Genomic DNA, 24,656 nt, shown 5'->3' with positions numbered 1-24,656 from the left:
ACAGTGAAATGAACGATTTCGTAAGCAGTGCCCAAATGAAGAACCGCATCAGCCAACTTGAAGCTGACGGTGTTGATGTTCTCATTCTGGGGGCTGGCATCAATGGTGCGGGTCTTTATCGTGATCTGAGTGAACAGGGCGTGAGCTGCTTCATTGTCGATAAGGGCGATTTTGGTTCTGGCACCAGTGCTGCGCCTTCGCGTCTTATTCATGGTGGCCTCAAGTATCTCGAAACCGGCGAATTTGGTCTGGTGGCGCAATCAACGGTCGAGCGCAATATCCTGCTGAAAAACGCGCCGCATAATGTTCGCCCGCTGCCGACATTTATTCCGGTGTTCTCGTGGACCAAGGGTATTCCCGCAGCGCTTCGGACTTTGTTTGGCTCGACTACCGCTCCACGCAGTCGTGGCGCGGTTCTTATCAAGATTGGTCTTGGTTTGTATGATTATTTTGGTGCGCGTGAGCGCGTCATGCCGAAGCATAACTTTCTCTTCAAGAAGAAAGCCTTGAAGGAAATGCCATATATGACACCGTCTATTGTGGGTGGTGGCATTTATTATGACGCATGGGTCAGCAAACCAGAACGCCTGGTTTATGAGCTTGTCAGCGATGGCCTGAAAGCCAATCCGAAAAGTGCTGCAGCGAATTTCACGTCGATTGTCGCCGCGAGGGACGGCGCAGTGAGCTTTGAAGGGCCAGAAGGCTCGGCTTTCACGGTTAAACCAAAGATCGTTATCAATGCCGCTGGTCCTTGGATCGATCATGTCAACGCGGCGCTTGGTAAAGAAACCAAGATGATTGGTGGCACCAAGGGTTCGCATATTTTGATCGATCATCCTGAACTGGTGAAGAGCCTTAAGGGCCGGATGATCTATTTCGAGGCAGATGATGGTCGTATCTGCCTTGTCTATGATTATCATGGCCTTGCGCTGGTCGGCTCAACCGATATTCCGGCCAATAATCCGGATGAGGTTTTTGCTGAAGACAAGGAAATCGATTATTTCATCGAGAGCCTGCGTTCGCTGCTGCCGAAGCTGAAATTTGATCGTAGCCAGATTGTTTACACTTATAGCGGTATTCGTCCACTGCCAGCGTCCAATGCGTCTGAACCGGGGCTCATCAGCCGCGATCATTCCGCACCAGTTATCGAACCGGATGCAGGCCGTCCGTTTGAGATCATTTCGCTGGTTGGCGGCAAGTGGACAACGTTCCGCGGTTTCGCTGAAGAAGTCGCCGACACGGTGCTCAAGCGCTTTGGCCGCGAGCGTCTCAAATCAACCCGCACTTTGACTATCGGCGGGGGTAAAGATTACCCAGCGGATGATCGTGCACGCGCCGCATGGGTGGCGAAATACGCCAAGGAAAATGGACTTGCAGCTGAACGCGTAGAGACGCTATTGCAGCGTTATGGCACGACCGCTCTGCCGATCATTCAGGACGAAGCCAAAGTTGGTGTTACACTTTTGCCTGATACAGACAGCATCAGTCGTGCAGAAATCGCGTGGATTGCGCGCAATGAGCTGGTTGTGCATCTCTCTGACGTTGTTTTGCGCCGCACGACACTGGCAATTGATGGCGCGCTGTCGGATGCCAATCTGGCTGCAATTGCCGATATTCTTAGCGTCGAGTTTAGCTGGGATGCTGCACGCAAGGCGCGGGAGCTGGAGCTTGTTCTTGCTGAGCTTTTAAAACGCCATGGCATGGTACTTGGAGATGAGCCCGCGAAACGTCGCTGATTTAGAATTAAAAAACCGGGCCATAGCCCGGTTTTTTTTAGATGCTTATTGAGCTAACCTCGTAGGGTGACAGGGAAATTATCTTGCCGTTTGGAACAGACATAGTCTGTTCATGCGGAGTGATGTTAACGAGCCAAATCTTGTCTTCCACTGCCATTGCCAGAACGTCAGATGGGCGCGAGGTCCGGCATTGTTTCCAGCTTTTGCCCGCAAGATCAGCCAGCACTTTTACGGTGTTAAACAGAGGGCGCTTGTGACCCGCAGCTGTCGGTTCGTTGTCACCAGCAATAAGTCCGAATGGGCCGGTGAGCGCCGAAAGTGTGAGGCTGTCGAGACCTGCATTCAGCACTGAAATGACATAGGCAAAAGCAAAGCTTTCCGCGAATTTTCCGTTATGGCGCGGATCGCGGTTGGCCATGGCAATACGTTTGCCATTCGGATTTTCCATCGTGCGGCTGCCATAGGGATTCTGGCGCATAGGAATGGTCGATGGTCCGATGCGATAGGGCTTATCGCCATAAATCGCACGCACCGAACGCGTGATGAAAGGCAGCGCTTCAAGCGTCTGCATGACGCTCAAATCATCCGCAGCATGCACAATGGGATTGGTGCAGTGGCTGACAAAATCGATCAGGTCACCGGGAACGCGCTTGCGATTAAGCTCGGTGAAATAGCTCAGCATGCCGCCGCCAAGCTGCACATCCGGGAAGGCTGCTCGTGCTGCCGCATAAACATCTTCAAGCGGCGGGCAGGGTGGCCATTCGCTCCCCGGCGGTGTCGATTGCCGATCGATTGCCGGTGAGATCATGATCGCGTCTGGCGTAAAGCCTGCCGCTTTCATGTCTGAGGCGATGGCCTTGGTTTCATCAATGAGTGATTTCTCGCAAGGCAATGCAATTTCAAGCGAAACGCGACCTTTGTGATGTTTTGTCAGTGCTGCAAAATCGACAAATGCTGATCCGTCATGACCCGCCAGCGGATCGTAGTGAAATAGCAAATCCTGCGGCGCAATCTCTTGCAAAACATCAATTGCAGCAAGGCTTGCTTTGGCCTCTTCCGGCGTGATGATGATGCCGATATTCGGCATGGCGCCGCTTGTCTTACCGAGCGTAATGCGCACGGGTTCAGCACTTTTCGTCGTCTTTGAATCAGCTTCGCGCGTGTCGCGAATATTGAGGACAATGCGCTGATGCAAAGGTTGCGCTGCTTCAAGCTGGTAAGGCCAAGGCAAAGCGAGCGGGCGCACATAGGTTTTGTAAGATGCATCAGACCAGTTGCGCTGGTCTTCCATCTCAAATGTATCGCCTTCCATACGGCACTCGGCGAAAACGCCCGGCATTGCCTCGTGGGTGATAGCGCGCATGTCCTTAAACGGTTGCCACGGTTCAATGAGATCAGGCAGATGGGTTTCGTTAAGCGTGCCATCGACATGTTCAACAGTGACAGGCGAACCGGCAACGCCGACAATCGGATGCAGAATGCAGAAACCGCAGCGGTTTGCTTCAAAGCCGGTTGCGGTGTTGGCCACGGCGTCAAAAGTCAGTTCGCCATTGCTATCAGCCTTAATACGCACATCGATAGCGAGTTGCGTTGCATCCGGGCCTTCGCAGCGTGCCTGATAGGAGACGCTAAAACCGCTGGCACTTTGCTCGACATTTAGATCGTGGATTGCCGGGCTGTAAGTCCCCCAGTCTCGATCACGCACCAAATAGGAGACTGCGCGCAGAATCTCCACACCATCATATTTGATGGTACGAAGATTGCCGTTGCTCAGATCGACTGACAATAAGTCAGCTTTGAGGTGCTGAGGCGGGGTTTCAGCCTCACGAGTGCCATACAGCAGGAAGGGATCGACGCTGCTCATTTGAGCAACGCCGTAATATCGACGCGATTGCCGCTTGCAGCGCTGTCATAGGCCGCTTCTACAAGCGCGAAAGTCTTGAGATTGTCAGCGCCCGAGGTTGAGGTTTCTTCACCCGATGCAAGCTTGTTCACCCAATGTTGCTGAATGGCAAAAACGCTTTCCTGAATATTGTGCCATGGGCGCGATGCCCATGAGAGCAATGCAGGCGAAACGTCAGAAACTGTAGTGCCAGCAGGCGTAATCACTTCAAGGCGATAACCCTGATAAAGACGGATTGAGCCTTCCGTGCCATCAAGTTCAATCAGCGTTTCCGGGAATGGATCGGTTTCGAGCTTGGTTGCATAGCTTACATCGACAATCGAAGTGGCGCCATTTTCATGGTCCATGAGAATGGTTGCAACGTCCTCGCCCTTGATCTTCGGGTTGACGCGCTTGGTGCGTGCGACAAGGCTTGTCACATCACCAAGGATAAAGCGCGCAATATCAAGCGTGTGGATGCCGAGATCTTCAATGATGAAGCGTTCACCTTCCGCAAGATATGGCTGGCCGGAAAACACGTCGAATCCCGAGCGGAACGAGAAACGGCCCCAGAATGGTGTACCGATAACACCGCTGTCGAGCGCTTTGCTAACGGCCTGAATAGGCGTTTGCCAGCGGAAGTTTTCATGCACCATCAACGGAATGCCTGCATCATCACAGACCTTAACCATGGCCTTGGCATCATCAAGCGTTTTGGCAAATGGCTTCTGGCAGATTGCAGGCACCTTATGAGCAGCTGCAAGTTCCACCAGAGCGCGATGGCTTGAAACGGTGGTGGCAATATCGACAAAGTCGATGCCGCCATCGGCGAATAGCGCGTTTGCATCCGTGTAGCGGCGTTCGATGCCGAACTGATCGCCAACAATCTTCAGCCGCTCTGGATCGCGGTCGCAGATCGCCACAATTTTGGCACCTGAAACATCATTCCATCCATGCATCTGATTGATTGCGAAGAAACCACAACCGATGAGAGCGCCATTCAAGTCTGCCATTTTTATCCTGCTTTTGCCATTTGCATGAGTGTTACGCGCTGCTGGAGGCGGCGCTGTGCCTGATCGACCACCACGGCAATGATGATGACAAGCCCTTTGATAACCATCTGCCAGAAGGACGAAACGCCCATCATAACCAGACCGTCGGAGAGAATACCGATAACGAAAGCACCGATGATCGTGCCGCCGATTGTGCCGCGTCCGCCCGACATGGAAGTGCCGCCCAGAACCGCCGCCGCAATGGCGTTCAGCTCAAACGAGTTACCCGTTGCCGGATGCGAAGCCATCAGTTCGGATGAAATGATAAGGCCAGCAATCGCCGCGCAGAAGCCCGAAAACATGTAAACGAACATCTTTACGCGATCAACGCGGATACCCGACATGCGTGCCGCACGTTCATTGCCACCAACAGCAAAAATCTGCCGGCCAAGTGGAGTGTAACGCGCGATGTAGGCGGCTGCGAGTGCGACAACGACGAGAATCCAGATGGATACTGGCAGGCCAATAATGCTACCCGCGCCCAGGAAGCCAAAGCCCTGTGTGCCAAGGTCTTCGCGTCCTACGAGGTTCGGGAAGGTTTGACCGTCTGATGATAGCAGTGCCAGACCGCGTGCCACATAAAGAGTGCCGAGTGTCGCGATGAATGGTGCAACATTGAGCCGCGTTATGAGTAATCCGTTGACGAAGCCAACGGCCACACCCACCGCAAGCGTGATCAGCGAGATTTCGATCACGTTGAAATACATCGTATAGCCAATGCCAAGGTCAATGCCGTAGATCAGCAAGCCGCCTGCGACCATACCGCAAAGGCCGACGATGGAGCCGACCGACAAATCGATGCCGCCGGTGATGATGACGAAGGTCATGCCCATGGCAAGGAATGCATTCAGCGCAACGTGTTTCGACATCAAAATGAGATTGGCTGTCGAAAGAAAGTTGGGTGCTGCGAATGCGAAGAAGATAAACACTGCAAAAAGCGCGATGAAGGTTCGCAGTTTCATCAGCGTCAGCAAAGCTGAGCCGCTCGAAAAGGTTGGGTCAGAGGCTGCCGTGGTTTTGGCTGTCATGACGCGAGTTCCCTTGTTTGTTGGTCATGGTCGGTGACATGTCCGTGGCCCTTAGCCGAAGCGGCAACAATGTCGGCTTCCGTCGCGTTTTCGCGGTCAAATATGGCAATCAGCTTCCCATTGCTGAGCACCGCGATGCGATCGGAGAGCGCCATGACTTCTTCCAGATCAGATGTTGAAAACAGAATGGCGAGCCCTTCACCGGCGAGCCTGCGCATGGTGCGGAAAACGTCAGCTTTTGCGCCGACATCAATCCCGCGCGATGGCTCATCCATCAGCAGAACTTTTGGGTTGGTCATCAGTGCTTTGCCGATGACAACCTTTTGCTGGTTACCGCCTGACATAGAGGTGACTTCAAAATCAGGGTTGGGCGCTTTGATCGCCAGATCCTTGATAGCTTCCTGAATAGCTTGCTTTTCACGCTTGGGCGCGATGTGGAAAAAACGCGCAAGACGATCAAGGCTCGCCAGTGTCAGATTGCTGGCAATCGACAAGATTTGCACCAGTCCTTCGCGCTGCCGATCCTCGGGGATCAGCGCCAGTCCGCGGCGAATACGGCGGGTGGTGTCGCGCTCGGCGATCTTTTTGCCGTCGATGTAAATCTCGCCGGTTGAATGAGCGTGCTGCCCCATGATGCATTCAAAGAACTCGGAGCGTCCGGCACCCATCAGGCCGTAAATCCCAAGCACTTCGCCTGCACGAACGCTGAGTGAAACATTGTCTACAGCCAGACCGCCGATGGCGCGGGGCAGGGTAATGTTTTCGGCGCGGAACATTTCCCCGCCCATTTTATGCGTGACAGCCTTGGCGAAATCCTTGGCATCAGAGCCAATCATCGAACGCACAATCCATTGCGTGTTGATGTTTTTGATTTCTTCCTGACCGGTGATCTGCCCATCACGAAGCACGGTGATGTAATCGCCAATGCGCATCAATTCTTCCAGGCGATGCGAGATATAGACGATGGCTACACCGCGACTTTTGAGATCAGCAATGACCTTAAAAAGAATATCAACTTCAGCAGCTGAAAGTGCGGAAGTTGGTTCATCCATAATGACAATGCGCGCATCAATCGAAACGGCTTTGGCAATTTCGACAAGCTGTTGCTGACCAATCGGCAGGTCTGCAACCATGGTTCGCGCATCAATGCCAGCATCCAGGCGGTCAAGATATTCATTGGCCTTTTTGATCTGCGCCTTGTGATCAATCCCGCGTATGCCGCGGGTGATTTCGCGCTTGGCAAAGATGTTTTCTGCAACCGACATGTTTGAAAACAGGTTCAGTTCCTGAAAAATCATTGCAATGCCGCGCTTTTGTGCGTCAGCAGGGCTATCGAAGGATACTTCCTCGCCGTCGAGAATGATTTTGCCCATGGTTGGGCGTTCTACACCGGCGATTATCTTCATCAATGTCGATTTGCCAGCGCCATTTTCGCCAACAAGCACATTGACCGAGCCGCGCCGCAATTCGAGATTGGCGCGCTTGACCGCGACAATGCCCGAATAGACTTTTGATACGTCCTCAAGTCTGAGGACGATGTCGTCCTTGTTTTTTGCTTCTGCTTCCATGGATTATTTCTCCAGAGAAATAGAAACAGGGGTGAACAGCGGCAATTGACCCTTTGATGGCATCGGGAAAGCGCCGGTTGTCGTCACTTTCATACCGATCAGGTCTTCACGTGGTAGTTTTGTGAGAATGGAGTCATTGACGAGAATATTGAATGACTTGCCGAATTGCGCCCATTCGATCTGGTTGCGGAACTCGTTGAAGTTGACAATTTTGAGAGCGTCTCGGATTGCAGTGCCACGAACGGTCGGCCCGATCTGCACACGAGCATCGGCCTTGCCGTCGCCATTGCTGTCGACATCGACATAGGCGGCACGCGATTTGGTTTCTGCGCCAACCACAGTGCCTTCAAGCTTGGTTGCGAAGGTCCACGGTGCATTGCCTTGCTTCTCGCGATGGCCGAACTTTTCGCCAGCCTCATCGAGATTGGTATTTGCAGCATCCATTACTTCGCCAAGCGATATGGATTTTTCTGCGAAATAAGGAACGACTTTGCCTTCCCAGATTTGCGCAACAGCGCGATCCGGGTTGAAATTATCGCCGCGTGCTTCTGCGGCTTCTTCTGCTGTTGGCGTCTTGATGATTTTGCAGCCCGAAAGCGCGACGCCGCAGGCCAGCAGGACAATGGAAGCTGACTTCAGCACTGACATGAGAATATCCTCGATAGAAGAAATACTGTCGGGAGCGCTAACTTTGAAATTTGCGCTCCCGACCTCGCAAGCCTTGGGAGTTAGTCCTTCAATGCGAAGGTTTCGAGCTTGTCTGCATTGTCAGTATTGATAAGAACGCAATCCATCAGCTGCTTTTCCTCAGCAGGACCTTTGCCGGTCTTGATGTACTGGTCAGCCTGTTCAACAGCCATCTGTGCCTGTGCGAAGGCTGGCTGAAGAACGGTTGCCTTGATGCCGCCCGCCTTGATCGAGTCGCGAACATCGTTCGAGCCGTCAAAACCAACGACGATCACGTCTTTGCGGCCAGCAGCTTCAAGCGCTGCCCATGCACCCATTGCCATGGTGTCGTTACCAGCGATAACGCCCTTGATGTCAGGGTTTGCCTGCAAAATACTCTGCATCTTGGTGAAGGCTTCTGGCTGGCTCCAATTGGCCGACTGCTGTGCAACCATCTTTAGATCAGGATAATCATCGATAACATCGTGATAGCCCTTGGATCGAATACCAGCATTCAGATCAGCTTCACGACCGAGAAGTTCGACGTAATTGCCAGCTTCGCCCATCAGCTTGACGAACTCTTCTGCACCGAGCTGTGCACCCTGATAATTGTTGGAAACAATCTGCGATACTGCTACGCCTGTGGCATTGATTTCACGGTCGATCAGGAAGGATGGAATGCCAGCGTCTTTTGCCTTCTGAACGGCAGCAATAGAGGCTTCCGAACCGGCATTGTCGAGAATGATGGCTTTTGCACCACGACCAATGGCCGTATCGACGAGCTGCGACTGCTTGTTAGCGTCATCATCATGCACGAGGATAAGTGTTTCGTAGCCAAGTTCTTTGGCTTTTGCTTCAGCGCCGACGGCTTCAGCTTTAAAGAATGGATTGTCATGCGATGGCGTGATGATCGCGATAAGGTCTGCCGCCCATGCTGGCATGACCGCTCCGCCTGCCAAGCTGGCCGAAAGAGCTGCGATCGCAAATCCGCGCGCAATTGTCCTACGTGTAAACTTCATGTTTTCCTCCCAATTAAAGCCCCATTTCCCAAGAGGCAGTGAAGGGAGAGCTTGCGCTCTCCCCGATAGATATTACGTGATGCGACGAATGCTTTCTGCAATCTCTTCTGGCTCGAACACGTTCTTCCAATCGTCGCGCATCAGCGCTGGAATGCCGAATTCGATTGCCTTGTTGCATGCATCCGAGAACACGCCCTGAACTTCGCCAAAGATGACAGCGCCCAGAACATTCATGTGGCCGAGCAGGAAGTCGCGTGCGGCTTCTTCAGGAACGCCGCGACGAACGGTTTCGTCCATGGCCTGCTTCATAACAACGAGAAGCGAAGCGGCAACGGTTTCCGAAAGACCTGGCTCGAGAATTGCGAGCTGCTCAACAGTAACGCGGTGCGAGCGCATGACAGGAGCCCAGATGACCTTGGCAACTTCTTCGCCCAAAGCATAAGCTTCTTCCGGACCCTGCATCAGAGCCGAAACGATGTGCTGCTTTGCAGCAATTCCGCCGAAGAAATCGCGCTTTGCAGCAGGATCGGTTTCATCGTTGAAGATTGGCGGATGGCAAGGATGCGTGACGAAATATGTCAGGTCTGCGCGTTCTGGCAGATGACCGGCAAATGGAGCAGCTGCATCGAGTGCAACAACCATGGTGCCTGGCTTTAGCTTGTCAACGATGCCCGCTGCAACCTTACCAATGATGGTATCTGGAACAGCCAGAATAACGACTTCTGCGCCTTCGAGGCCTGCATCAACATCGATTGTATCGATGCCGAGATCGTCTTTCAGACGTGCTTTACCGACTTCGCTGACTTCAATGTGGCGAACGTCAAAGCGCGAACCCTTGAGGTTCTTGGCCAGACGGTAGCCCATCTTGCCACCGGCGCCGAACAGAGCAATAGCTGTCATGATTGTATTTCCTTCCCGTAGTTTTGGTAGCTTAACTGGTATAACCAGTCAATGAGTATTCCAGATTTAAGCGGTGAGACCGTCACGAATCTGGCTGAAGTATCCGTCAGAACCGACCTGTCCGCCTTTAAGCGCAACTTGAAGACCGTTGGTGGCGGCATAGGTGCCATGTGCCGTGCAGAGCGGGGAACCCGGGGTCTGAGGCAATGGAAGTAGTGTTGTAAGCGCATCGACATGCAACTCGCGCAAGGCGTGGCTGGAAGTGTCGCCGCCTGCGATCACAGCGCGGGTCAACTGCTCGCGCTCAACTAGGCTGCGGAGGATGAAGCCGAGGCTGCGCGCCAGCTTGTGGCGGCTGCCTGCGATCTTATCGATTTCTGTACCGCGATCCGCCGATGGGCCAAGCGCGGTGTTCAAGATGACGCTGTTGCCCTGCTGGAGTGCCTGCTGCCCCTGAGCAAGAGCAGTTTCGATTGCCTGATTGCCGTTTTCGCCAAGCAGATCGAGTGGATTGAGATCAATGCCAGTAAAACCGGATGCCGTCGCATGACGGATCTGGCGTTCGGTTGTTGGCGAAACACTACCTGAAACAACCGCAATGCGGTCAGCTTTGCCCGGAAGCGGAAATTCTTTCTTCGCGCCAATAAGTCCGGCTTTCGCCCACGCAGCGAGAAGCGCATATTCAATGCCCGACGAACCAGCAACGAACCAGCTTGCATCGGGACGCAGCCGCCAGAGCTGTTCACCTGCCTGCAACTGGCTTTCGCTGCTATCGACATCAAGCAGCAACATGCCGTCGGCATCTTTGACTATTGCATTTACGCGCTCGTCGGCATCGGCGGCGGAAAGTGCTACGAGATCAGCAAGCACGGTTTTAAGCGCTGTTTGCTGTTCGAGATGCATGCGCAGATCGGCTTCATGCATCGGCGTAACAGGATGACGGCTCATGACCGGATGACGGTCAATGCGGTAGACTTCGCCCTGATAAGCAGCAAACAGATTGCCGAAAGACGTGTATCGCTTCAACTGCGGTGCGCCAACGATCACAGGCACATAGGTTTGATCAAAGATCGCTTTGCCAATTTCGACGGCCTTGCCGATATTGCCGACTTTGGGTGATGAATCGAATGTTGAACAGACCTTGTAATGCGCGATTGCCGCGTTCAGGCTCTTCAGCCAGTTGAATGCAGGCGTGAGGTTTTCCTGCATCCATTCCGGTGTTTCGCTACGGCTGGTGCCCGCAAGGCCGATAGCCTTGCAATGCGAAAAGCGCGCAAGCAGTTCTTCATCCGGTACGTTCATGAACAGAACGGTGTCAACGCCGTTGGAAGCCATGGCCTCCATAACGTCGGTGGAGCCGGTGAGATCGTCGCCATAGTAAGACAGAAGAAGGTCGTGAGGTGCTTTTGACATTATTCGCCTCCCTTCCCGAATTTGGCCAATGAAGCTGCAAGTTCAGGATGGTCCGTTGCGTAAGTTTCGAGCGGGATGCCAGCGACGGCTGCTTCCCATGCCTGCTGCACGGCGCGAACGCCCGCAGCAGGGCCACCCGGGTGGCTGACGATGCCGCCGCCGCAGAGATAAAGCAGGTCCGTTGTGCGGCCCGTGCGTTCATAGGTTTCCGGTGCCTGTCCGCCCCACTGGCCGGAACCGGCTACGGGAAGCGGGCAATCGGATGGATCAAATAGCGGTGTGCTGACAGCCTTGAACGAGTTGACGAAGCTTTCGTCCGGCTCCCAATATTTCACGCGGATGCCGTTGATCTGGAACTGATCGACGCCGAGCAGGCGCCAAAATTGCTGATAGACGCGAAAGTCCATGCCTGCACCCGGATTGCGGGTCAGAATATCCCAGCCGTTGCGATGTGCGTGCAAAACAAGGCCAGAGCGCTTGCGCAGGAAGCTCATGCCGCCAAAGCCGACCGAGTTGATGTTGACCACGGCGCAATTGCCGCCAGCCTCAAGCACCATGTCATGATTGCGCATCATCTCATCAGGATCGGCATGCGAAATGCCAAAAGCGTACATGACCTTTTTGCCGGTCTTCTGCTCATGATTGAGAATAAGTGGCATGATTGCGGCGATGCGGTCTTTGAGCGGCGAATAAGCCGGGCTCATCAGCTTTTCATCGTCTTTGATGAAATCAACGCCCGATTCAATGAGTTCGCCAACGAGTTCCGCTGTTTCATGCGGACGAAGGCCCAGTGCTGGCTTAACGATCGTGCCAATGATCGGGCGCTTTTCAACACCTGTCAGGCGACGGCTTCCGGCAATACCGAACTGCGGGCCGGGGTGCGCGCTTTTGAAGGCTTCCGGCAGCTTCATATCGACAACGCGAATGCCGGTCATGCCCTTGATTGAGTAAACACCGCCAACGGCAATGGTCATCAGCGCTGCAAGGTCGGTGCCGACCGCATCAAGCGGAAAGGAAATATCAACATCGGCGCGCTTGATTGGGCCGTGTCCGGATTCAAGTTCTGGCCAAGCGGGAACTGTTGCATCTTCAAGCGGACGAATTTCGAGCACACGCGCTGCAACGCGGGCTTTGAGTTCTTCTGTCTCGCCGGGAAGGGCGACAAAAGTGCCGGTTGACTGATCGCTGGCGATCTTGGCTGCCATCTGTTCGATGCTGCCGGTTGTCTCAATGCGATAGGTCAGACAGATATTCATCGGATTTTTTGTCGCTCGCTGCTTGTTTTAAAGCGCATTTTTCCGAAAACCGTTTCAAATCATTCGGGATGCGCTTTAGTGTTCCACCCATGTCAGAAATGCTCCGACATTTATTCTCCACACCTACTCGAAAGTTTCTCCTCGCTTTCAAGCATGCGACTGAAGCGCTTGGCTCCGAGTGCGAACTGGTATAATGAGTATTCCAATATCTGCAAGTGGAAAATTGTTAGCCCATTCACGAGATCGTGGGTAACAGCTTCCTTTGCGGAGCCTGAGGAGGCATAAGGGGGGAATGACAATGCGCAGTGAGATAGCATGAATAAGCCAGCGGAACCGATTATTCGCCGGAAATTGTCGGACGAGGTATTCGACCGGCTAGAAAACATGATCACGTCGGGCGAGCTAACGCCCGGCGATGAGATGCCATCGGAACGCGTCTTGATGGAGCGATTTGGCGTCGGACGCCCCGCAATCCGCGAGGCGATGCAGTCGCTTGCCAAAATGGGGCTTGTCAGCATTTCGCATGGCGAGCGGGCGAAAGTTCTCAAACTGACGGCGCGGTCAATCTTTCAGCAGGTTGATCCAACAGCTAAGATCATGCTGGCGCAGTCGATTGATTCCCTTGAGCATCTTAAGAACGCGCGTATTTTCTTTGAGCGTGGCATTGCGCGAGAAGCGGCTTTGAAAGCGACCGCGCAGGATGTTGCTGATCTGAAAGCAATCGTCGATCGGCAGCGCGCGTCGCTGGGTGAGGCCGATGCATTTATCTCTGCCGATATGGAATTTCACATTCGTATTGCAAAGATTTCGGGCAATCCGATTTTTGTGGGTTTAAGCGAGGCGATGCTCGCATGGCTGCGTGAATACCATACCCATATGCTGATCTGGACGGGTAAAGAAAACTTCACGTTGGTCGAGCATGAAGAAATTCTTGATCGAATCGCCGCGAAAGATGCGGATGGTGCAGAAGGCGCGATGCGTCATCATTTGGAGCGCTCGCGCGACCTTTACACGAAGTGATACGCCGATCAGGTTTCAGGGATGTTTTCCCTGAAAATGACCTGAATGCGTGGCGGGTGCTCGTCGATCTGTTCATTTTTGATGGTGCTGACGAGTGCCGCTAATGCTTCGCGGGCTTCCACACGCGGATTCTGATCAATCACGGCATCCATCGTTCCGTTTAAGAGCAGCCGTTTCGTGCTTTCGGTCAGTTCGTGGCCGATAAATATGATGGAATCGGATTTGCCGGAGTCCATCAGAGCTTGTCCGATGCCCTGATTGCCTGCACCAATATTGTAAATTCCGGCGAGGTCAGGGTGTCGTTTCAGAAGTGCAGTGGTCTCATTATAGGCGCGTTCGCGGTCATCTTTGATTTCTGTGAGTTCAACAATGTTAAAGCGCGGGAACTCTTCTGCGAGAACCCGCCGAAAACCCATTTCGCGCTCTTCATGGCCGCGATATGCGAGTGAACCCGCGAAGAGTGCGATCTTTGTTCCGCCCGCTTTTCCAAGGAAACGCCCGAGAATATAACCGCCCAAACGACCCGCAGCGCGGTTGTCGATGCCAATATAGCGAACGCGGGGAACGTGCAGAATATCGGATGCAATTGTGACAATGGGGACGTCTGCTTGGGCGAGTGTCCGCATTGCTTCACGCACGCTCGGATGATCCAGCGCAACAACGCCGACACCGTTGGTTTGACCTTTCAGGCTTTCCAGTGCGCGTGCTAGCGTATCGGGATTGAAGCCTTCGACACTATGAATTGTCAGGTCTATTTCAGGATTTAAAGCCGCTTGTTTGATAATTTGATCACGCAGATTGGCGATGAATGTGTTGGTTCCGGCAGGTAGAATAAAGTCGAGTTTAACGACCTCTAGGGGCAGGGTACCTTTACTGGTACTGCCGGGCAGATAGCCAAGATTACGTGCTGCTTCGAACACGATCTCACGGGTGCGCTGTTTCACGCCTTCGCGATTGTTCAATACACGATCAACGGTCGCGCTCGAAACGCCTGCGGCTTTGGCGATGTCGGTCAGAGTTGAGCGCAAATCCAGTCCCTCATAAAATGATGTAAAATGATGTATTTAGATTTGAAAATCTTGCAAGCCTAAAGCGAGGGCGAGAGGCCGTTTTCCTCATGAATGAATATTTTAGCGTTAGTTTCGCATCAAAAAACATCATTCATATGAATTGTCGCGATATTAGGTCACGCATTTGTAGTGTTTGCGTGTAAAAAGATGAAAATTGATGGAAAATGATTTTTAATGATGTTGACACTGCTGTCATCAATCTTCATTAATCCTCGCCATATCAATGGAGGTTGATATTTCTCATCTGTGCAGCTTGCGGCGATTATCGGTCGCTTCAAGCATGCCGCTGCTCTAAGCGGGAGGATGAGAGATTTATAGCGGGAGGGTTATATGAGCGTATCGCAGGGCTTCGCCCCTGATCCGCAGGTTCGGGTTCGGGATTTTAAAATCGGTTGCATCGGCGCGGGCATGATCATGGCTGAGTGCCATCTTGCCGCCTATAAGGAAGCGGGTTTTGCCGTTGCTGCAATTGCTTCGCGCACAAAGGCTAAGGCGGCGGAAGTTGCTGAGCGCTGGAGCATTCCGACCGTACACGATACGCCTGAAGCATTGATCGCGGACGAGAATATCGAAATTCTTGATATTGCCTATCCACCGGATCAGCAGCCAGCACTCATTCGCAAGGCGCTGGCACAGCCACATATCAAAGGTATTCTCGCGCAGAAGCCACTGGCTTTAACGCTTGAGGAAGCCATTGCGCTTCGCGATGAAGCCGCCGCAGCGGGCAAAATTCTCTCGGTCAATCAGAACATGCGCTACGACCAGTCGATGCGGGTTCTCAAGCAGATCCTTGATAAGGGTGAGATCGGAACGCCAGTTATGGCGACAATTGAAATGCGCGCCATTCCGCATTGGCAGGGCTTTCTGGAAGATTATGACCGTCTGACGCTCTCCAATATGAGCGTGCATCATCTCGATGTACTTCGGTTTCTGTTTGGCGAGCCAGACACCATCACTACACTGACACGCACGGACCCGCGCACGGCATTCGCGCATAAGGACGGCATTACAGTTTCAACGCTGATGTTCCCAAGTGGTGTCATGGCTGTTTCGATGGAAGACGTTTGGTCAGGGCCGCGCGAAGAGGGTTTTGACAGCGATATTTACATCAAATGGCGCGTTGAAGGCACAGATGGCGTTGCGCAAGGCACGATTGGCTGGCCCGATGGTTCGCCATCGACACTGACCTATGCTTCCAAGAAAACAACTGACGGTAAATGGGTCAGCCCGAAATGGGAAACCATGTGGTTCCCACATGCTTTCATCGGCGTGATGGAGCAGTTGCAATATGCGATCCATTCGGGCGAGCCGCCAGCACTATCAGTGGCAGACAATGTGAAAACGGTTGCGCTCATCGAGGCAGGCTACAAGTCCATCGATGAAGGCCGCACGGTCAGATTGTCCGAAATATCAATTCAGTAATCATACAAAACGGGAGGAGTTTTATCATGATGCAGGTGGGTATTTTCAGTGGCTATTTTCCTTACTCGCTGGAGGAAACAGCCAAAAAAATCCGGGCTCTCGACTTCAATACTGTGCAGCTCGACATGCATTTCAAGGATATTGATCTGAGCGCTGGTCAGATCACCAAGGATAAGTGCGTTAAAATCCGCGAGACGTTCCGCGATAATAATCTGCCGATCTCGTGCATTTCCGGCTACACCAATATTATTCACCCAGACAAGGCAGAGCGCGAGCGTCGCGTCGGCTACCTCAAAGAGATTATCCGCCATGCTCAGTATCTCGGCACGCCTTATGTGATTTCGGAAACCGGTACCTACAACACCGAGTCTGATTGGGTTCATCATCCGAAAAACAAGACCGAAGAAGGTTTTGAGGAATGCCGCAAGGTCATCGCTGACCTGTCGCAGTTTGCCTATGATCACGGTGCGGTATTCCTGCTCGAAACCTATGTGAACAACGTCGTTGGCTCGGTGGAAGAAACAGTGAAAATGTTTGCGCAGGTCGATCATCCGGGCCTTGGCCTGTTGATGGACCCGACCAATTATTTTGAAACGCACAACATTGACCGTATGGATGAAATCCTCAATCAGGTCTTCGATACGCTGAGCGACAAGATCAAAATCGGCCATGCCAAAGATGTTAAGCGTTCCGGTGATGACAAGACCGAAAAGCACGCGGATATTGGCGATGCAGATGCGCTTGAAAGCCATACATTCCGCGGCGTGGGTGAGATCGAACTGCCTGCTCCGGGTCTTGGTTCGCTGAATTACGATCTTTATCTCAAGCGTCTTGCACAGAAGCACCCGAACATTCCGATGATAATCGAGCATCTCGACGAGGCCGATGTGCCGCGTGCCAAGAAGTTCCTTGATGGGAAGCTGCGCGCGCAGGGACTCTAACACCGTGGGGGGTGGGCGGTCGGTGCTTGAAACAAGCGTTCCGACACTGGCCGCTTTCTGACTGGATTGGCCTTAGGCCAGACGATTTAAGGTTCGAGAATGGTGAAGCTTTTTGGTGAGGCGCGGTCGCGTCGCGATATTGCAGCGAGCAGTGGTTCATTTGCGCAATTCGCTGGTGTACGCCTGATGGTGCTTGAAGATGGAGTCGAACGCGGCATAAGAATGCTGGAGTTTCGTTCAGGCACGGGCCTACGCTTCACCGTGCTTGTTGATCGCGCGCTCGATATTGCTGATTGCGAATATCGCGGTATGGCGATTGGCTGGAATTCTCCCTCTGGTTTCCGCCATCCGGGCTTGCATGAATATGAGGGCGAGGGCGGTCTTGGCTGGATGCGCTCGTTCTCTGGCCTGTTGGTCACATGCGGCCTCGATCATATTCTCTTTATGTATGACGAACCGGCAGACCATTATAATTATAAGCCGCGTGAAACGATAAAGCACTCCATTCATGGCCGCATAGGCACCATTCCTGCAAAACTCACTGGCTATGGCGAACGCTGGGAAGGTGACGAATGCTTTCTCTGGTGCGAAGGTGTGGTCACGCAGGGAACAGTGTTCGGCGAACATCTTGAACTCACCCGCCGCATAGAAATCAAGGCTGGCACCAACGATATTCAACTGACAGATCGCGTGACCAATCGCGGTTTTTATCGCACGCCGCATATGTATTGCTATCACATCAATGTCGGGCATCCGGTTCTTGCTGAAGGCTCGCGTTATCTTGCACCCGTTAAGGATGTTGTCTGGGCTGCACATGCGGGCGACGATTATAAGAAACAAGGCGTTGGCTATCGCACATTACCAGCTCCTCAAATGCAGTTTCATGAGCAGGTCTGGCAGCATGAAATGGGCGCTGACGCCAATGGGGAGGTGCCGGTTGCGCTCGTCAATGACCGGCTTGGCATCGGCTTTGAAGTCACGACGCGCAAAGATCAGTTCCCTTGCATGTATGAATGGCAGAACCTGCAAGCCGGACAATATGCGCTTGGCATTGAGCCAGCGACAAACCATGTTTTGGGGCATGGTGGGGCGCGTGATCGTGGTGAGTTGATTTGGCTCGAACATGGCGAAGAGCGCCGCTACGATAGCACCTTCCGCATTCTGGGCGATGCTGCCGATATTGCCGCAAGCGAAGCGCGGATTACGGCAATCACAAAGCAGCCCGAAGACGATTATCCGGCGCCATCAGGAAATCATATTGCTATTGGAGGCCGCTGATGAGCGCTGAAGCTAGATTTTCCGTAGCAGGCAAAACCATTCTTTATACGGGCGCTGCCGGTGGTCTTGGGCTTGAGACAACGCTTAACTTTCTGCGCGCTGGCGCGAAAGTTGTGGCGATAGATCATGATCCGAAGAAGATTGAAGAGTTGAAAGAGAAAGCCGCCGCTGAAGCTCTGAGTGGTCTTTCGATCCAAGCGCTTGATTTGTCAGATTTGCAGGCGCTGCGACCGGCGCTTGAAGCGATCTCTGCTGAAGTTGGTGGCTTTGATATCGTTATCAACAATGCCGCGATTTATCCTTCAAAGAAGTTTGAAGACTATACGCTTGAAGAAATGCAGGCTGTGCAGCGCATCAATGTCGACGCGGGCATTGTCTGCGTTCAGGTGGCTCTGCCGCATATGCGTGAAAACGGCTGGGGTCGGATTATCAATATCGCCAGCGTTACCGCCTATGGTGGCTGGGCGCAGCTTTCGCCTTATGTGCAATCGAAAGGCGCTTTGATTGGACTTGCCCGAGCATGGGCACGTGAATTTGGCGCTTATGGCATCACGGTGAATGCGATTTCTCCGGGGGCTTTTCCAACGGATGCGGAGAAAATCCATCCTGATCCTGAGGGCTATACAAAGTTTGTATTGGACCATCAGGCCGTCAAACGTCGCGGATCGTCAAAGGATATTGCATCCGCTTTGATGTTCCTTGCGTCCGATGAAGCGGGGTTTATTACTGGCCAAACTTTGAATGTCGATGGCGGCTGGGTGATGCATTAAATCGCATTTTGCGTTTACGTGGTCCGCATCATGGCTTAGGAAAAGGCAAGACGATATCGCCACCACTCTTTTGTAAGGGCTGTTTGATCTTTGACAGGCGGAAAAGCGCTTCCCAGAAAAAGCCGACGCAAAGGCTCCGGTGTTACGATGGCAGATGTGGCCGCGGCTGCGGGTGTGTCCATGCAGACCGTCTCACGCGCATTACGCTATCCGGATACGGTGACGCCTGAAAAACGCGAGATCATTCAGGCCGCAATTGAGAAGACGCATTACGTTCATAATCTGGCGGCAAGTCATCTTGCATCGCACAAAAGCAATACCGTTGCTGCGATCATTCCAACGCTTTCAGCCTCGGTTTTTGCCGACACAATTCAGCATTTCTCTGAGGTGTTAAATCGTGCCGGTTATCAGATATTTCTCGGTAATACTGATTACAGCCAGGAGCGTGAGGAAGAGATTATCCGCAGCCTGCTCGGACGCCGCCCGGATGGGATTTTTCTGATTGGTACGCGTCATACAAAGGGCAGCATTGCACTGCTGAAACGTGCAGAGATTCCTATTGTTGAGGGCTGGGATTTACCCGATCATCCGCTTGATCGGGTGGTGGGTTTCTCCAATGCTGATGCAATCGCTGAGATGGTCGATCATTTGCTGGCATCCGGCAAACGTAACATCGTTTTTGCCGGTGTGGTGCGCAAAGGCGACAACCGTGCAGCCGAGCGTCGGGATGCATTTGAAGCGAAAATGGCGGCTTGTTTTCCCGGCAAGAAGCCACGCATGACAATTGAAACTGAGATGCAGCTTGTGATGGCTTCGGGCATTGATCTGTTGAAGCTCGTACTCGCGCAATATCCAGACACTGACGCGATCATGTTCTCAAGCGATATTCTCGCTTCGGGTGCGCTGCTCGAAACACAGCGCACTGGTATGAATGTGCCGCAAAAACTCGCAATTACTGGCTTTGGCGATTTCGAACTCTCAAAGCATCTGGTGCCGCCATTGACGACGGTCGCGGTGCCTTCAGATGAAATTGGACGCAAAGCGGGAGAGCTGCTTCTTGATGCCATGCGCGGCGAAACGCCTTCCCAAACAAGAATTGATGTCGGTTTTGAACTGAAAATCAGAGCCAGCGGTTAGAAGTCCCCGATTGCATCCACATTTTTACAAAAAGCTTCATCTTCAATCGCAATTTTTGCTTAATAATGTTAGCGCTCACTCTAGACAAGCTGAAACTAAGTGATAGTTTCATGAACAACGAATTTCAGCCATGAGGATAGTGCTATGGGCGTTTTAACGGGGTATCGGGTGCTGGATTGTTCAATTGCCATGGCGGGACCGTTTGCGGCGCAGCGCCTGGGCGATCTGGGCGCGGATGTGGTTAAGGTTGAGCCAACAACGGGTGAATGGCAGCGCCATGTGGCTGCTGGTGGTGCCGAGGGCAATCAGGTCAACGTTTCGTTCCTGTCACTCAACCGCAATAAGCGTTCGCTGGCGGTTGATCTCAAATCGCATGACGGAAAACAAGTTCTGCTCGATCTGGTAAAGACCGCCGACGTGTTCCTGCAGAACTATCGTCCCGGTGTCGCCAAGCGTTTGGGCGTCGATTACGAGTCGCTTTCCAAGATCAATCCGAAGCTGATTTATGTTTCAATTTCCGGCTATGGCGAAGATGGTCCTTACGTTAATCGTCCGGGACAGGATCTCGTTTTGCAGGGCATGTCGGGAGCGATGCTGTCGGCGGGTCGTGAGGGTGAAGCGCCAACGGCGGCAGGCCAATATCTCGTCGATGCGATTACGGCCTATACGGCTTTTGAAGGTGCATTGGCGGCACTTCTGCATCGCGAACGCACGGGCGAGGGACAGCTTGTGCAGGTCAATATGCTGGATGCAATCACCACGATCCAAATGCAGGAGCTTTCGGTTTTCACCGTTGGCGGTAAACCACAGACGCGTTCGGCAGAGCCGCATGCGCATGTTTATATCCGCGCACCCTATGGGGCATTCGCAACATCGGATGGGTTTATCATTGTGGCATTTCCCAAGCTTAAAACGCTTGGTGAAGTGATTGGTGAAGACAGTTTCCTCACCATGAGCGATGAAGTCGATACCTGGGCGCGTCGCGATGAAATTTTCGCTAAAACGCGCGATAAGCTGAAGACGAAAACATCTGCGCAATGGCTGGAGTTGCTCCGTGCAGCTGATATTTGGTGTGGGCCTGTCTATGGTTATGGTGATCTCGTTGAAGACGAGCAGATCAAACACAATGGCACCTTTGTGGAATATGAGCATCCGACCGAAGGCAAGGTGAAAACCCCGGGCTTCCCGATCCGGTTCTCCAAGACACCATCCACTGTTGATCGCGGTGCGCCGATCACCGGGCAGGATACGCGTGATATTCTGGCAGAGGCTGGCTACGCGACGGACAAGATTGACGCGCTTGAGCAATCGGGTGCTGTTGTTTCCGGGAAGCTCTGACATGCAGCTGATTAAAGCACTGACATGGGATCACCCGCGTGGTTTTAATGCGTTGGCGGCAGCGGCGAAGCGTCCGGAAATGGCAAGCGAAGGACTGCTGATTAATTGGGATAAGCAACCGCTTGAAGGTTTTGAATCACATCCGATTGCCGATCTTTGTGCGCGTTATGATCTTGTTGTCTTGGATCACCCACATGTAGGCGAAGCACTGGCGGGCGATTGCCTGCTTTCGCTTGAAGAAGTTTTCGGCCCTGAAACCGTTGCGGAGCTTGGCAGAGCTAGCATTGGTCCGTCGCTAACCAGTTATCGTTTTGCGGGGCAACATTGGGCACTGCCGCTGGATGCTGCAACACAGGTTATGGCTTTGCGGTCTGATCTCGTAGCCGATGTTCCGACCACATGGGATGATGTACTGCGCCTGTCGCGCGAAACCGGAAAGGTTGCGCTTTCGATTGCCGGCCCACATGCCTGTCTGTCATTTCTGTCTATTGCGGCAGCTTTTGGTGAGCCGCCAGCAGAAACAGACCCTGATATTCTCGTTTCAGATAATGTTAGACGACAGGTCTATGATCTGATGGCGGAGCTTGCTGCTCGCAGCCCTGCATCGGTTCGGCAGAAGAACCCTATCGGCATTCTTGGCCACATGGCCGAACATGACGATGTAGTGCTTTGCCCGCTGGTCTATGGCTATGTGAATTATGCGGCTCCGCAAAATGGTCACGCAATCGCATTTCACAATGCGCCACGCTCAGTCGTTGGCGGGCGTCCCGGTTCAACACTGGGTGGCACAGGCATTGGCATTTCTCGTCGTTGTGAGGTGACGCCCGAACTTAAAGCGCATCTTTTGTGGTTGATGAGCAGTGAAGCACAATCCGGCTTTATTCCAGAACATGATGGACAGCCATCGCGCCGCGATGCTTGGCATAACGACCAAGTAAATGCGCGCTGGGGCGATTTTTATCGCAACACAGCGGATACATTGGAGCACGCCTATGTGCGCCCTCGTCATGACGGTTACATTGCGTTTCAGAGCAAGGCTTCGGTATTGTTAGGCGCTGCTTTCGATGAAAAGCGCGCGGCCTCCAATGTTCTGAATGAACTTCAGTCGCTTTATGCAGCTTCACGCGTACACGGCAGTGAAAGGTAGTTTTACATGACCGAAGACGTTCAATTTGAAGTCGATGGCGCGGTTGCTATCATCACGCTTAACCGTCCGCAAAAGCTCAATGCTGTGACGCCAGAAATGGCGGATGCGATTGTTGCGGCCGTTACTGAATGCAATGATAGCGACACCATCCGCTGCGTTATTTTGACGGGTGCGGGTGAGCGGGCCTTCTGTGCGGGTTCTGATATTCGCGAGCTCGACACTTATGAAACGCCATGGCAGTTCCGCAACCGTCCGGATTACTGCGATGCGTTTCGTGCGCTGCTTAAGCCTTCGATTGCGGCGGTCAATGGCTATGCTTTTGGTGGTGGACTTGAGACGGCTATGTCTTGTGATATTCGCATTGCCTCGGATAACGCCCAATTTGCAGCGCCAGAGATCAAGTTGGGCTGGATCGGCGGTGGCGGAATGGCGGTCCATCTCGCTCATTCAGTCGGCGCATCCAATGCGGCACTCATGATTATGACCGGTGATCCTATTTCCGCTGAAAAGGCTGAGCGCTGGGGGCTTGTTAGCGAAGTTGTTCCGCAAGCAGATTTGCTCAAACGTGCACGTGAGATTGCGAATGTGATTGCTTCACGCGCACCGATTGCGGCTGAAACCGCCAAACTCAATCTCAAAGCTGCGGTTTCAATGCCGCTTGAAAAAGCCATTGAATATGAACGGGATTTACAAACGATCTGTTTTGCAACCGCTGATGCACAAGAAGGCCGCGCAGCATTCAAGGAAAAAAGAGCGCCGTTTTTTAAGCGCCGATAAGGCAGATTTTACAAAAGCCCCGCGTATTAAAATGCGCGGGGCCTTTATCATTCAAACTCTGCCGGTGATGGAGGCGTTGAGAAGATCAATTGCGCCCTGTTTCGTCAGCTCAACAGGATTGCCTCCCGCAGTTGGATCGACAATTGCCATATCTGCAATCAGCGTCTTGCGGTCGCTATCCATATCAAGATCTTTGATGAAGTCCTGCAATTTATCTGGCACACCAAGATCGCTGCGGAGCTTCATGATTGCATCGATAAAGCCGTCAAATCCACCTTCAATACCAAGATAACGGGCAAGCCGTTCAATGCGCTTTTCGATTGCCGCGCGGTTATGATGCAGCACATAAGGCATGAAAACGGCATTGGTCATGCCATGATGCGTATCGTAAAGCGCACCAATAGGGTGCGAAAGCGAGTGGATCGCACCCAGTCCTTTCTGGAAAGCTGTCGCGCCCATAGAGGCCGCAGCCATCAGATTGGCACGCGCTTCAATATCTGAACCATCGGCATAGGCTTTTGGCAGATTTTCGAACACCAAACGGATGCCTTCAACCGCCATGCCGTCGGCCATCGGGTGAAAGCCGGGCGCGCAATAGGCTTCCAGACAATGCGCCAGCGCGTCCATTCCAGTGCCAACCGTAATGAATGGTGGCATGCCTACCGAAAGTTCAGGATCGGCAATGACGGTTACTGGAAGCATTTTCGGGTGAAAAATGACTTTCTTGGTGTGCGTTGCCTCATTGGTCAGAACGCCTGCACGGCCAACCTCTGAACCTGTACCTGCAGTGGTGGGTATGGCGATGATGGGTGCAATCGCACTGCTGTCAGCTCGGGTCCACCAGTCCCCAATGTCTTCAAAGTCCCAAACCGGGCGTGTTTGACCAGCCTGAAAGGCGATGAGCTTGCCAAGGTCGAGCGCTGAACCGCCACCAAAGGCGATAACGCCGTCATGTTTGCCGTCGTTGAAAACCTGCACGCCAGCGGTAAGATTGCTCTCAACCGGATTGGGCTTCACATCGGAAAAGACTGCATATTTGACGCCCGCTTCATCCAGGATTGCGAGCGTCGAGGCTACAACAGGAAGCTTTGCGAGGCCCGGATCGGTGACGAATAAAGGGCGTTCAATGCCGGCTGCTTTGAGTACGACGGGCAGTTCTTTGATGCGGCCCGGTCCGAAAAGCACCGTAGTCGGAAAATTCCATTTTGCAGTCAAATTGGTCATGTCGATTGCTTT

The 24,656-nt window shown here is 52.9% G+C and carries 21 protein-coding genes; 10 read left to right on the top strand and 11 right to left on the bottom strand.

From position 1 onward, the window contains the following. The first annotated feature begins 8 nt into the window (after positions 1-8). Positions 9-1,736 carry a glycerol-3-phosphate dehydrogenase/oxidase gene (locus WH356_RS08485; RefSeq protein ID WP_421565549.1) on the top strand — a complete coding sequence of 576 codons (1,728 nt, stop codon included), beginning with the start codon at positions 9-11 and terminating at the stop codon, positions 1,734-1,736. Positions 1,737-1,773: 37 nt separating this feature from the next. On the opposite strand, the gene apnL is transcribed toward WH356_RS08485, so the two are convergent. The 9 genes from apnL to oiaX form a co-directional block, all read right to left on the bottom strand. Beyond that, positions 1,774-3,600: a D-apionate lactonase gene (gene apnL, locus WH356_RS08480; RefSeq protein ID WP_339509802.1), complete on the bottom strand. Its 1,827-nt coding sequence runs from the start codon at positions 3,598-3,600 to the stop codon at positions 1,774-1,776. After that, positions 3,597-4,631: a Gfo/Idh/MocA family protein gene (locus WH356_RS08475; protein WP_339509800.1), complete on the bottom strand. Its 1,035-nt coding sequence runs from the start codon at positions 4,629-4,631 to the stop codon at positions 3,597-3,599. The genes apnL and WH356_RS08475 overlap by 4 nt, the downstream gene beginning before the upstream one ends. A 2-nt stretch (positions 4,632-4,633) precedes the next feature. Further along, the gene (locus tag WH356_RS08470) at positions 4,634-5,698 is read right to left on the bottom strand and encodes an ABC transporter permease (protein ID WP_339509798.1); all 1,065 of its coding nucleotides are present in this window, start codon (positions 5,696-5,698) and stop codon (positions 4,634-4,636) included. Continuing rightward, entirely contained in the window at positions 5,695-7,266 is a 1,572-nt protein-coding gene (locus WH356_RS08465) for a sugar ABC transporter ATP-binding protein (RefSeq protein WP_339509796.1), read from the bottom strand. The genes WH356_RS08470 and WH356_RS08465 overlap by 4 nt, the downstream gene beginning before the upstream one ends. 3 nt (positions 7,267-7,269) lie before the next feature. Beyond that, a complete protein-coding gene (locus tag WH356_RS08460) occupies positions 7,270-7,914 on the bottom strand; it encodes a DUF2291 family protein (protein WP_339509794.1) in 645 nt (214 codons plus the stop codon). An 80-nt stretch (positions 7,915-7,994) separates the two neighbouring features. Then, the gene (locus WH356_RS08455; RefSeq protein ID WP_339509792.1) at positions 7,995-8,951 is read right to left on the bottom strand and encodes a D-ribose ABC transporter substrate-binding protein; all 957 of its coding nucleotides are present in this window, start codon (positions 8,949-8,951) and stop codon (positions 7,995-7,997) included. Positions 8,952-9,023: 72 nt separating this feature from the next. Further along, on the bottom strand, positions 9,024-9,851 hold the full coding sequence (locus tag WH356_RS08450; RefSeq protein ID WP_339509790.1) for a phosphogluconate dehydrogenase C-terminal domain-containing protein: 828 nt from the start codon (positions 9,849-9,851) through the stop codon (positions 9,024-9,026). A gap of 66 nt (positions 9,852-9,917) precedes the next feature. Next, positions 9,918-11,264 carry a four-carbon acid sugar kinase family protein gene (locus WH356_RS08445; RefSeq protein WP_339509788.1) on the bottom strand — a complete coding sequence of 449 codons (1,347 nt, stop codon included), beginning with the start codon at positions 11,262-11,264 and terminating at the stop codon, positions 9,918-9,920. Next, positions 11,264-12,520 carry a 3-oxo-isoapionate-4-phosphate decarboxylase OiaX gene (gene oiaX / locus WH356_RS08440; protein ID WP_339509786.1) on the bottom strand — a complete coding sequence of 419 codons (1,257 nt, stop codon included), beginning with the start codon at positions 12,518-12,520 and terminating at the stop codon, positions 11,264-11,266. The genes WH356_RS08445 and oiaX overlap by 1 nt, the downstream gene beginning before the upstream one ends. Positions 12,521-12,835: 315 nt before the next feature. Between oiaX and WH356_RS08435 the strand changes: the two genes are divergently transcribed. After that, positions 12,836-13,540 carry a transcriptional regulator NanR gene (locus WH356_RS08435; RefSeq protein ID WP_339509784.1) on the top strand — a complete coding sequence of 235 codons (705 nt, stop codon included), beginning with the start codon at positions 12,836-12,838 and terminating at the stop codon, positions 13,538-13,540. Positions 13,541-13,548: 8 nt separating this feature from the next. Here the strand turns inward: WH356_RS08435 and WH356_RS08430 are convergent, their stop codons facing one another. Continuing rightward, the gene (locus tag WH356_RS08430) at positions 13,549-14,568 is read right to left on the bottom strand and encodes a LacI family DNA-binding transcriptional regulator (RefSeq protein ID WP_339509782.1); all 1,020 of its coding nucleotides are present in this window, start codon (positions 14,566-14,568) and stop codon (positions 13,549-13,551) included. A 372-nt stretch (positions 14,569-14,940) separates the two neighbouring features. On the opposite strand from WH356_RS08430, the gene WH356_RS08425 reads away from it, so the two are divergent. The 8 genes from WH356_RS08425 (at position 14,941) to WH356_RS08390 (ending at position 23,420) form a co-directional block, all read left to right on the top strand. After that, on the top strand, positions 14,941-16,032 hold the full coding sequence (locus WH356_RS08425) for a Gfo/Idh/MocA family protein (protein WP_339509780.1): 1,092 nt from the start codon (positions 14,941-14,943) through the stop codon (positions 16,030-16,032). A 26-nt stretch (positions 16,033-16,058) separates the two neighbouring features. Then, entirely contained in the window at positions 16,059-16,973 is a 915-nt protein-coding gene (locus WH356_RS08420) for a sugar phosphate isomerase/epimerase family protein (protein ID WP_339509778.1), read from the top strand. A 99-nt stretch (positions 16,974-17,072) separates the two neighbouring features. Beyond that, the gene (locus WH356_RS08415) at positions 17,073-18,251 is read left to right on the top strand and encodes an aldose 1-epimerase family protein (protein WP_339509776.1); all 1,179 of its coding nucleotides are present in this window, start codon (positions 17,073-17,075) and stop codon (positions 18,249-18,251) included. Continuing rightward, on the top strand, positions 18,251-19,021 hold the full coding sequence (locus WH356_RS08410) for an SDR family NAD(P)-dependent oxidoreductase (RefSeq protein WP_339509774.1): 771 nt from the start codon (positions 18,251-18,253) through the stop codon (positions 19,019-19,021). The genes WH356_RS08415 and WH356_RS08410 overlap by 1 nt, the downstream gene beginning before the upstream one ends. A 147-nt stretch (positions 19,022-19,168) precedes the next feature. Then, entirely contained in the window at positions 19,169-20,158 is a 990-nt protein-coding gene (locus tag WH356_RS08405; protein WP_339509772.1) for a LacI family DNA-binding transcriptional regulator, read from the top strand. Positions 20,159-20,302: 144 nt separating this feature from the next. Then, positions 20,303-21,496: a CaiB/BaiF CoA transferase family protein gene (locus WH356_RS08400; RefSeq protein ID WP_339509770.1), complete on the top strand. Its 1,194-nt coding sequence runs from the start codon at positions 20,303-20,305 to the stop codon at positions 21,494-21,496. Between the two features lies 1 nt (position 21,497). Then, a complete protein-coding gene (locus tag WH356_RS08395) occupies positions 21,498-22,643 on the top strand; it encodes a carbohydrate ABC transporter substrate-binding protein (RefSeq protein WP_339509768.1) in 1,146 nt (381 codons plus the stop codon). A gap of 6 nt (positions 22,644-22,649) precedes the next feature. Continuing rightward, positions 22,650-23,420 carry an enoyl-CoA hydratase/isomerase family protein gene (locus WH356_RS08390; RefSeq protein WP_339509766.1) on the top strand — a complete coding sequence of 257 codons (771 nt, stop codon included), beginning with the start codon at positions 22,650-22,652 and terminating at the stop codon, positions 23,418-23,420. Positions 23,421-23,471: 51 nt separating this feature from the next. Here the strand turns inward: WH356_RS08390 and WH356_RS08385 are convergent, their stop codons facing one another. Then, positions 23,472-24,644, bottom strand: coding sequence for an iron-containing alcohol dehydrogenase (locus WH356_RS08385; protein WP_339509764.1), 1,173 nt, complete (start codon positions 24,642-24,644; stop codon positions 23,472-23,474). Positions 24,645-24,656 lie beyond the last annotated feature (12 nt).

The sequence above is a fragment of the Ochrobactrum sp. MYb379 genome, from assembly GCF_037479515.1.
Lineage (GTDB): Bacteria > Pseudomonadota > Alphaproteobacteria > Rhizobiales > Rhizobiaceae > Brucella.
Note: the sequence above shows the minus strand (reverse complement) of the source record. Positions and strands in the feature narration are given on the sequence as shown.

Excerpts from the sequence above, each read along its gene's own strand:
- WH356_RS08485 (WP_421565549.1), top strand. The coding sequence starts at position 9 with ATGAACGATTTCGTAAGCAGTGCCCAAATGAAGAACCGCATCAGCCAA.
- apnL (WP_339509802.1), bottom strand. The coding sequence starts at position 3,600 with ATGAGCAGCGTCGATCCCTTCCTGCTGTATGGCACTCGTGAGGCTGAA.
- WH356_RS08475 (WP_339509800.1), bottom strand. The coding sequence starts at position 4,631 with ATGGCAGACTTGAATGGCGCTCTCATCGGTTGTGGTTTCTTCGCAATC.
- WH356_RS08470 (WP_339509798.1), bottom strand. The coding sequence starts at position 5,698 with ATGACAGCCAAAACCACGGCAGCCTCTGACCCAACCTTTTCGAGCGGC.
- WH356_RS08465 (WP_339509796.1), bottom strand. The coding sequence starts at position 7,266 with ATGGAAGCAGAAGCAAAAAACAAGGACGACATCGTCCTCAGACTTGAG.
- WH356_RS08460 (WP_339509794.1), bottom strand. The coding sequence starts at position 7,914 with ATGTCAGTGCTGAAGTCAGCTTCCATTGTCCTGCTGGCCTGCGGCGTC.
- WH356_RS08455 (WP_339509792.1), bottom strand. The coding sequence starts at position 8,951 with ATGAAGTTTACACGTAGGACAATTGCGCGCGGATTTGCGATCGCAGCT.
- WH356_RS08450 (WP_339509790.1), bottom strand. The coding sequence starts at position 9,851 with ATGACAGCTATTGCTCTGTTCGGCGCCGGTGGCAAGATGGGCTACCGT.
- WH356_RS08445 (WP_339509788.1), bottom strand. The coding sequence starts at position 11,264 with ATGTCAAAAGCACCTCACGACCTTCTTCTGTCTTACTATGGCGACGAT.
- oiaX (WP_339509786.1), bottom strand. The coding sequence starts at position 12,520 with ATGAATATCTGTCTGACCTATCGCATTGAGACAACCGGCAGCATCGAA.
- WH356_RS08435 (WP_339509784.1), top strand. The coding sequence starts at position 12,836 with ATGAATAAGCCAGCGGAACCGATTATTCGCCGGAAATTGTCGGACGAG.
- WH356_RS08425 (WP_339509780.1), top strand. The coding sequence starts at position 14,941 with ATGAGCGTATCGCAGGGCTTCGCCCCTGATCCGCAGGTTCGGGTTCGG.
- WH356_RS08420 (WP_339509778.1), top strand. The coding sequence starts at position 16,059 with ATGATGCAGGTGGGTATTTTCAGTGGCTATTTTCCTTACTCGCTGGAG.
- WH356_RS08415 (WP_339509776.1), top strand. The coding sequence starts at position 17,073 with ATGGTGAAGCTTTTTGGTGAGGCGCGGTCGCGTCGCGATATTGCAGCG.
- WH356_RS08410 (WP_339509774.1), top strand. The coding sequence starts at position 18,251 with ATGAGCGCTGAAGCTAGATTTTCCGTAGCAGGCAAAACCATTCTTTAT.
- WH356_RS08405 (WP_339509772.1), top strand. The coding sequence starts at position 19,169 with ATGGCAGATGTGGCCGCGGCTGCGGGTGTGTCCATGCAGACCGTCTCA.
- WH356_RS08400 (WP_339509770.1), top strand. The coding sequence starts at position 20,303 with ATGGGCGTTTTAACGGGGTATCGGGTGCTGGATTGTTCAATTGCCATG.
- WH356_RS08395 (WP_339509768.1), top strand. The coding sequence starts at position 21,498 with ATGCAGCTGATTAAAGCACTGACATGGGATCACCCGCGTGGTTTTAAT.
- WH356_RS08390 (WP_339509766.1), top strand. The coding sequence starts at position 22,650 with ATGACCGAAGACGTTCAATTTGAAGTCGATGGCGCGGTTGCTATCATC.
- WH356_RS08385 (WP_339509764.1), bottom strand. The coding sequence starts at position 24,644 with ATGACCAATTTGACTGCAAAATGGAATTTTCCGACTACGGTGCTTTTC.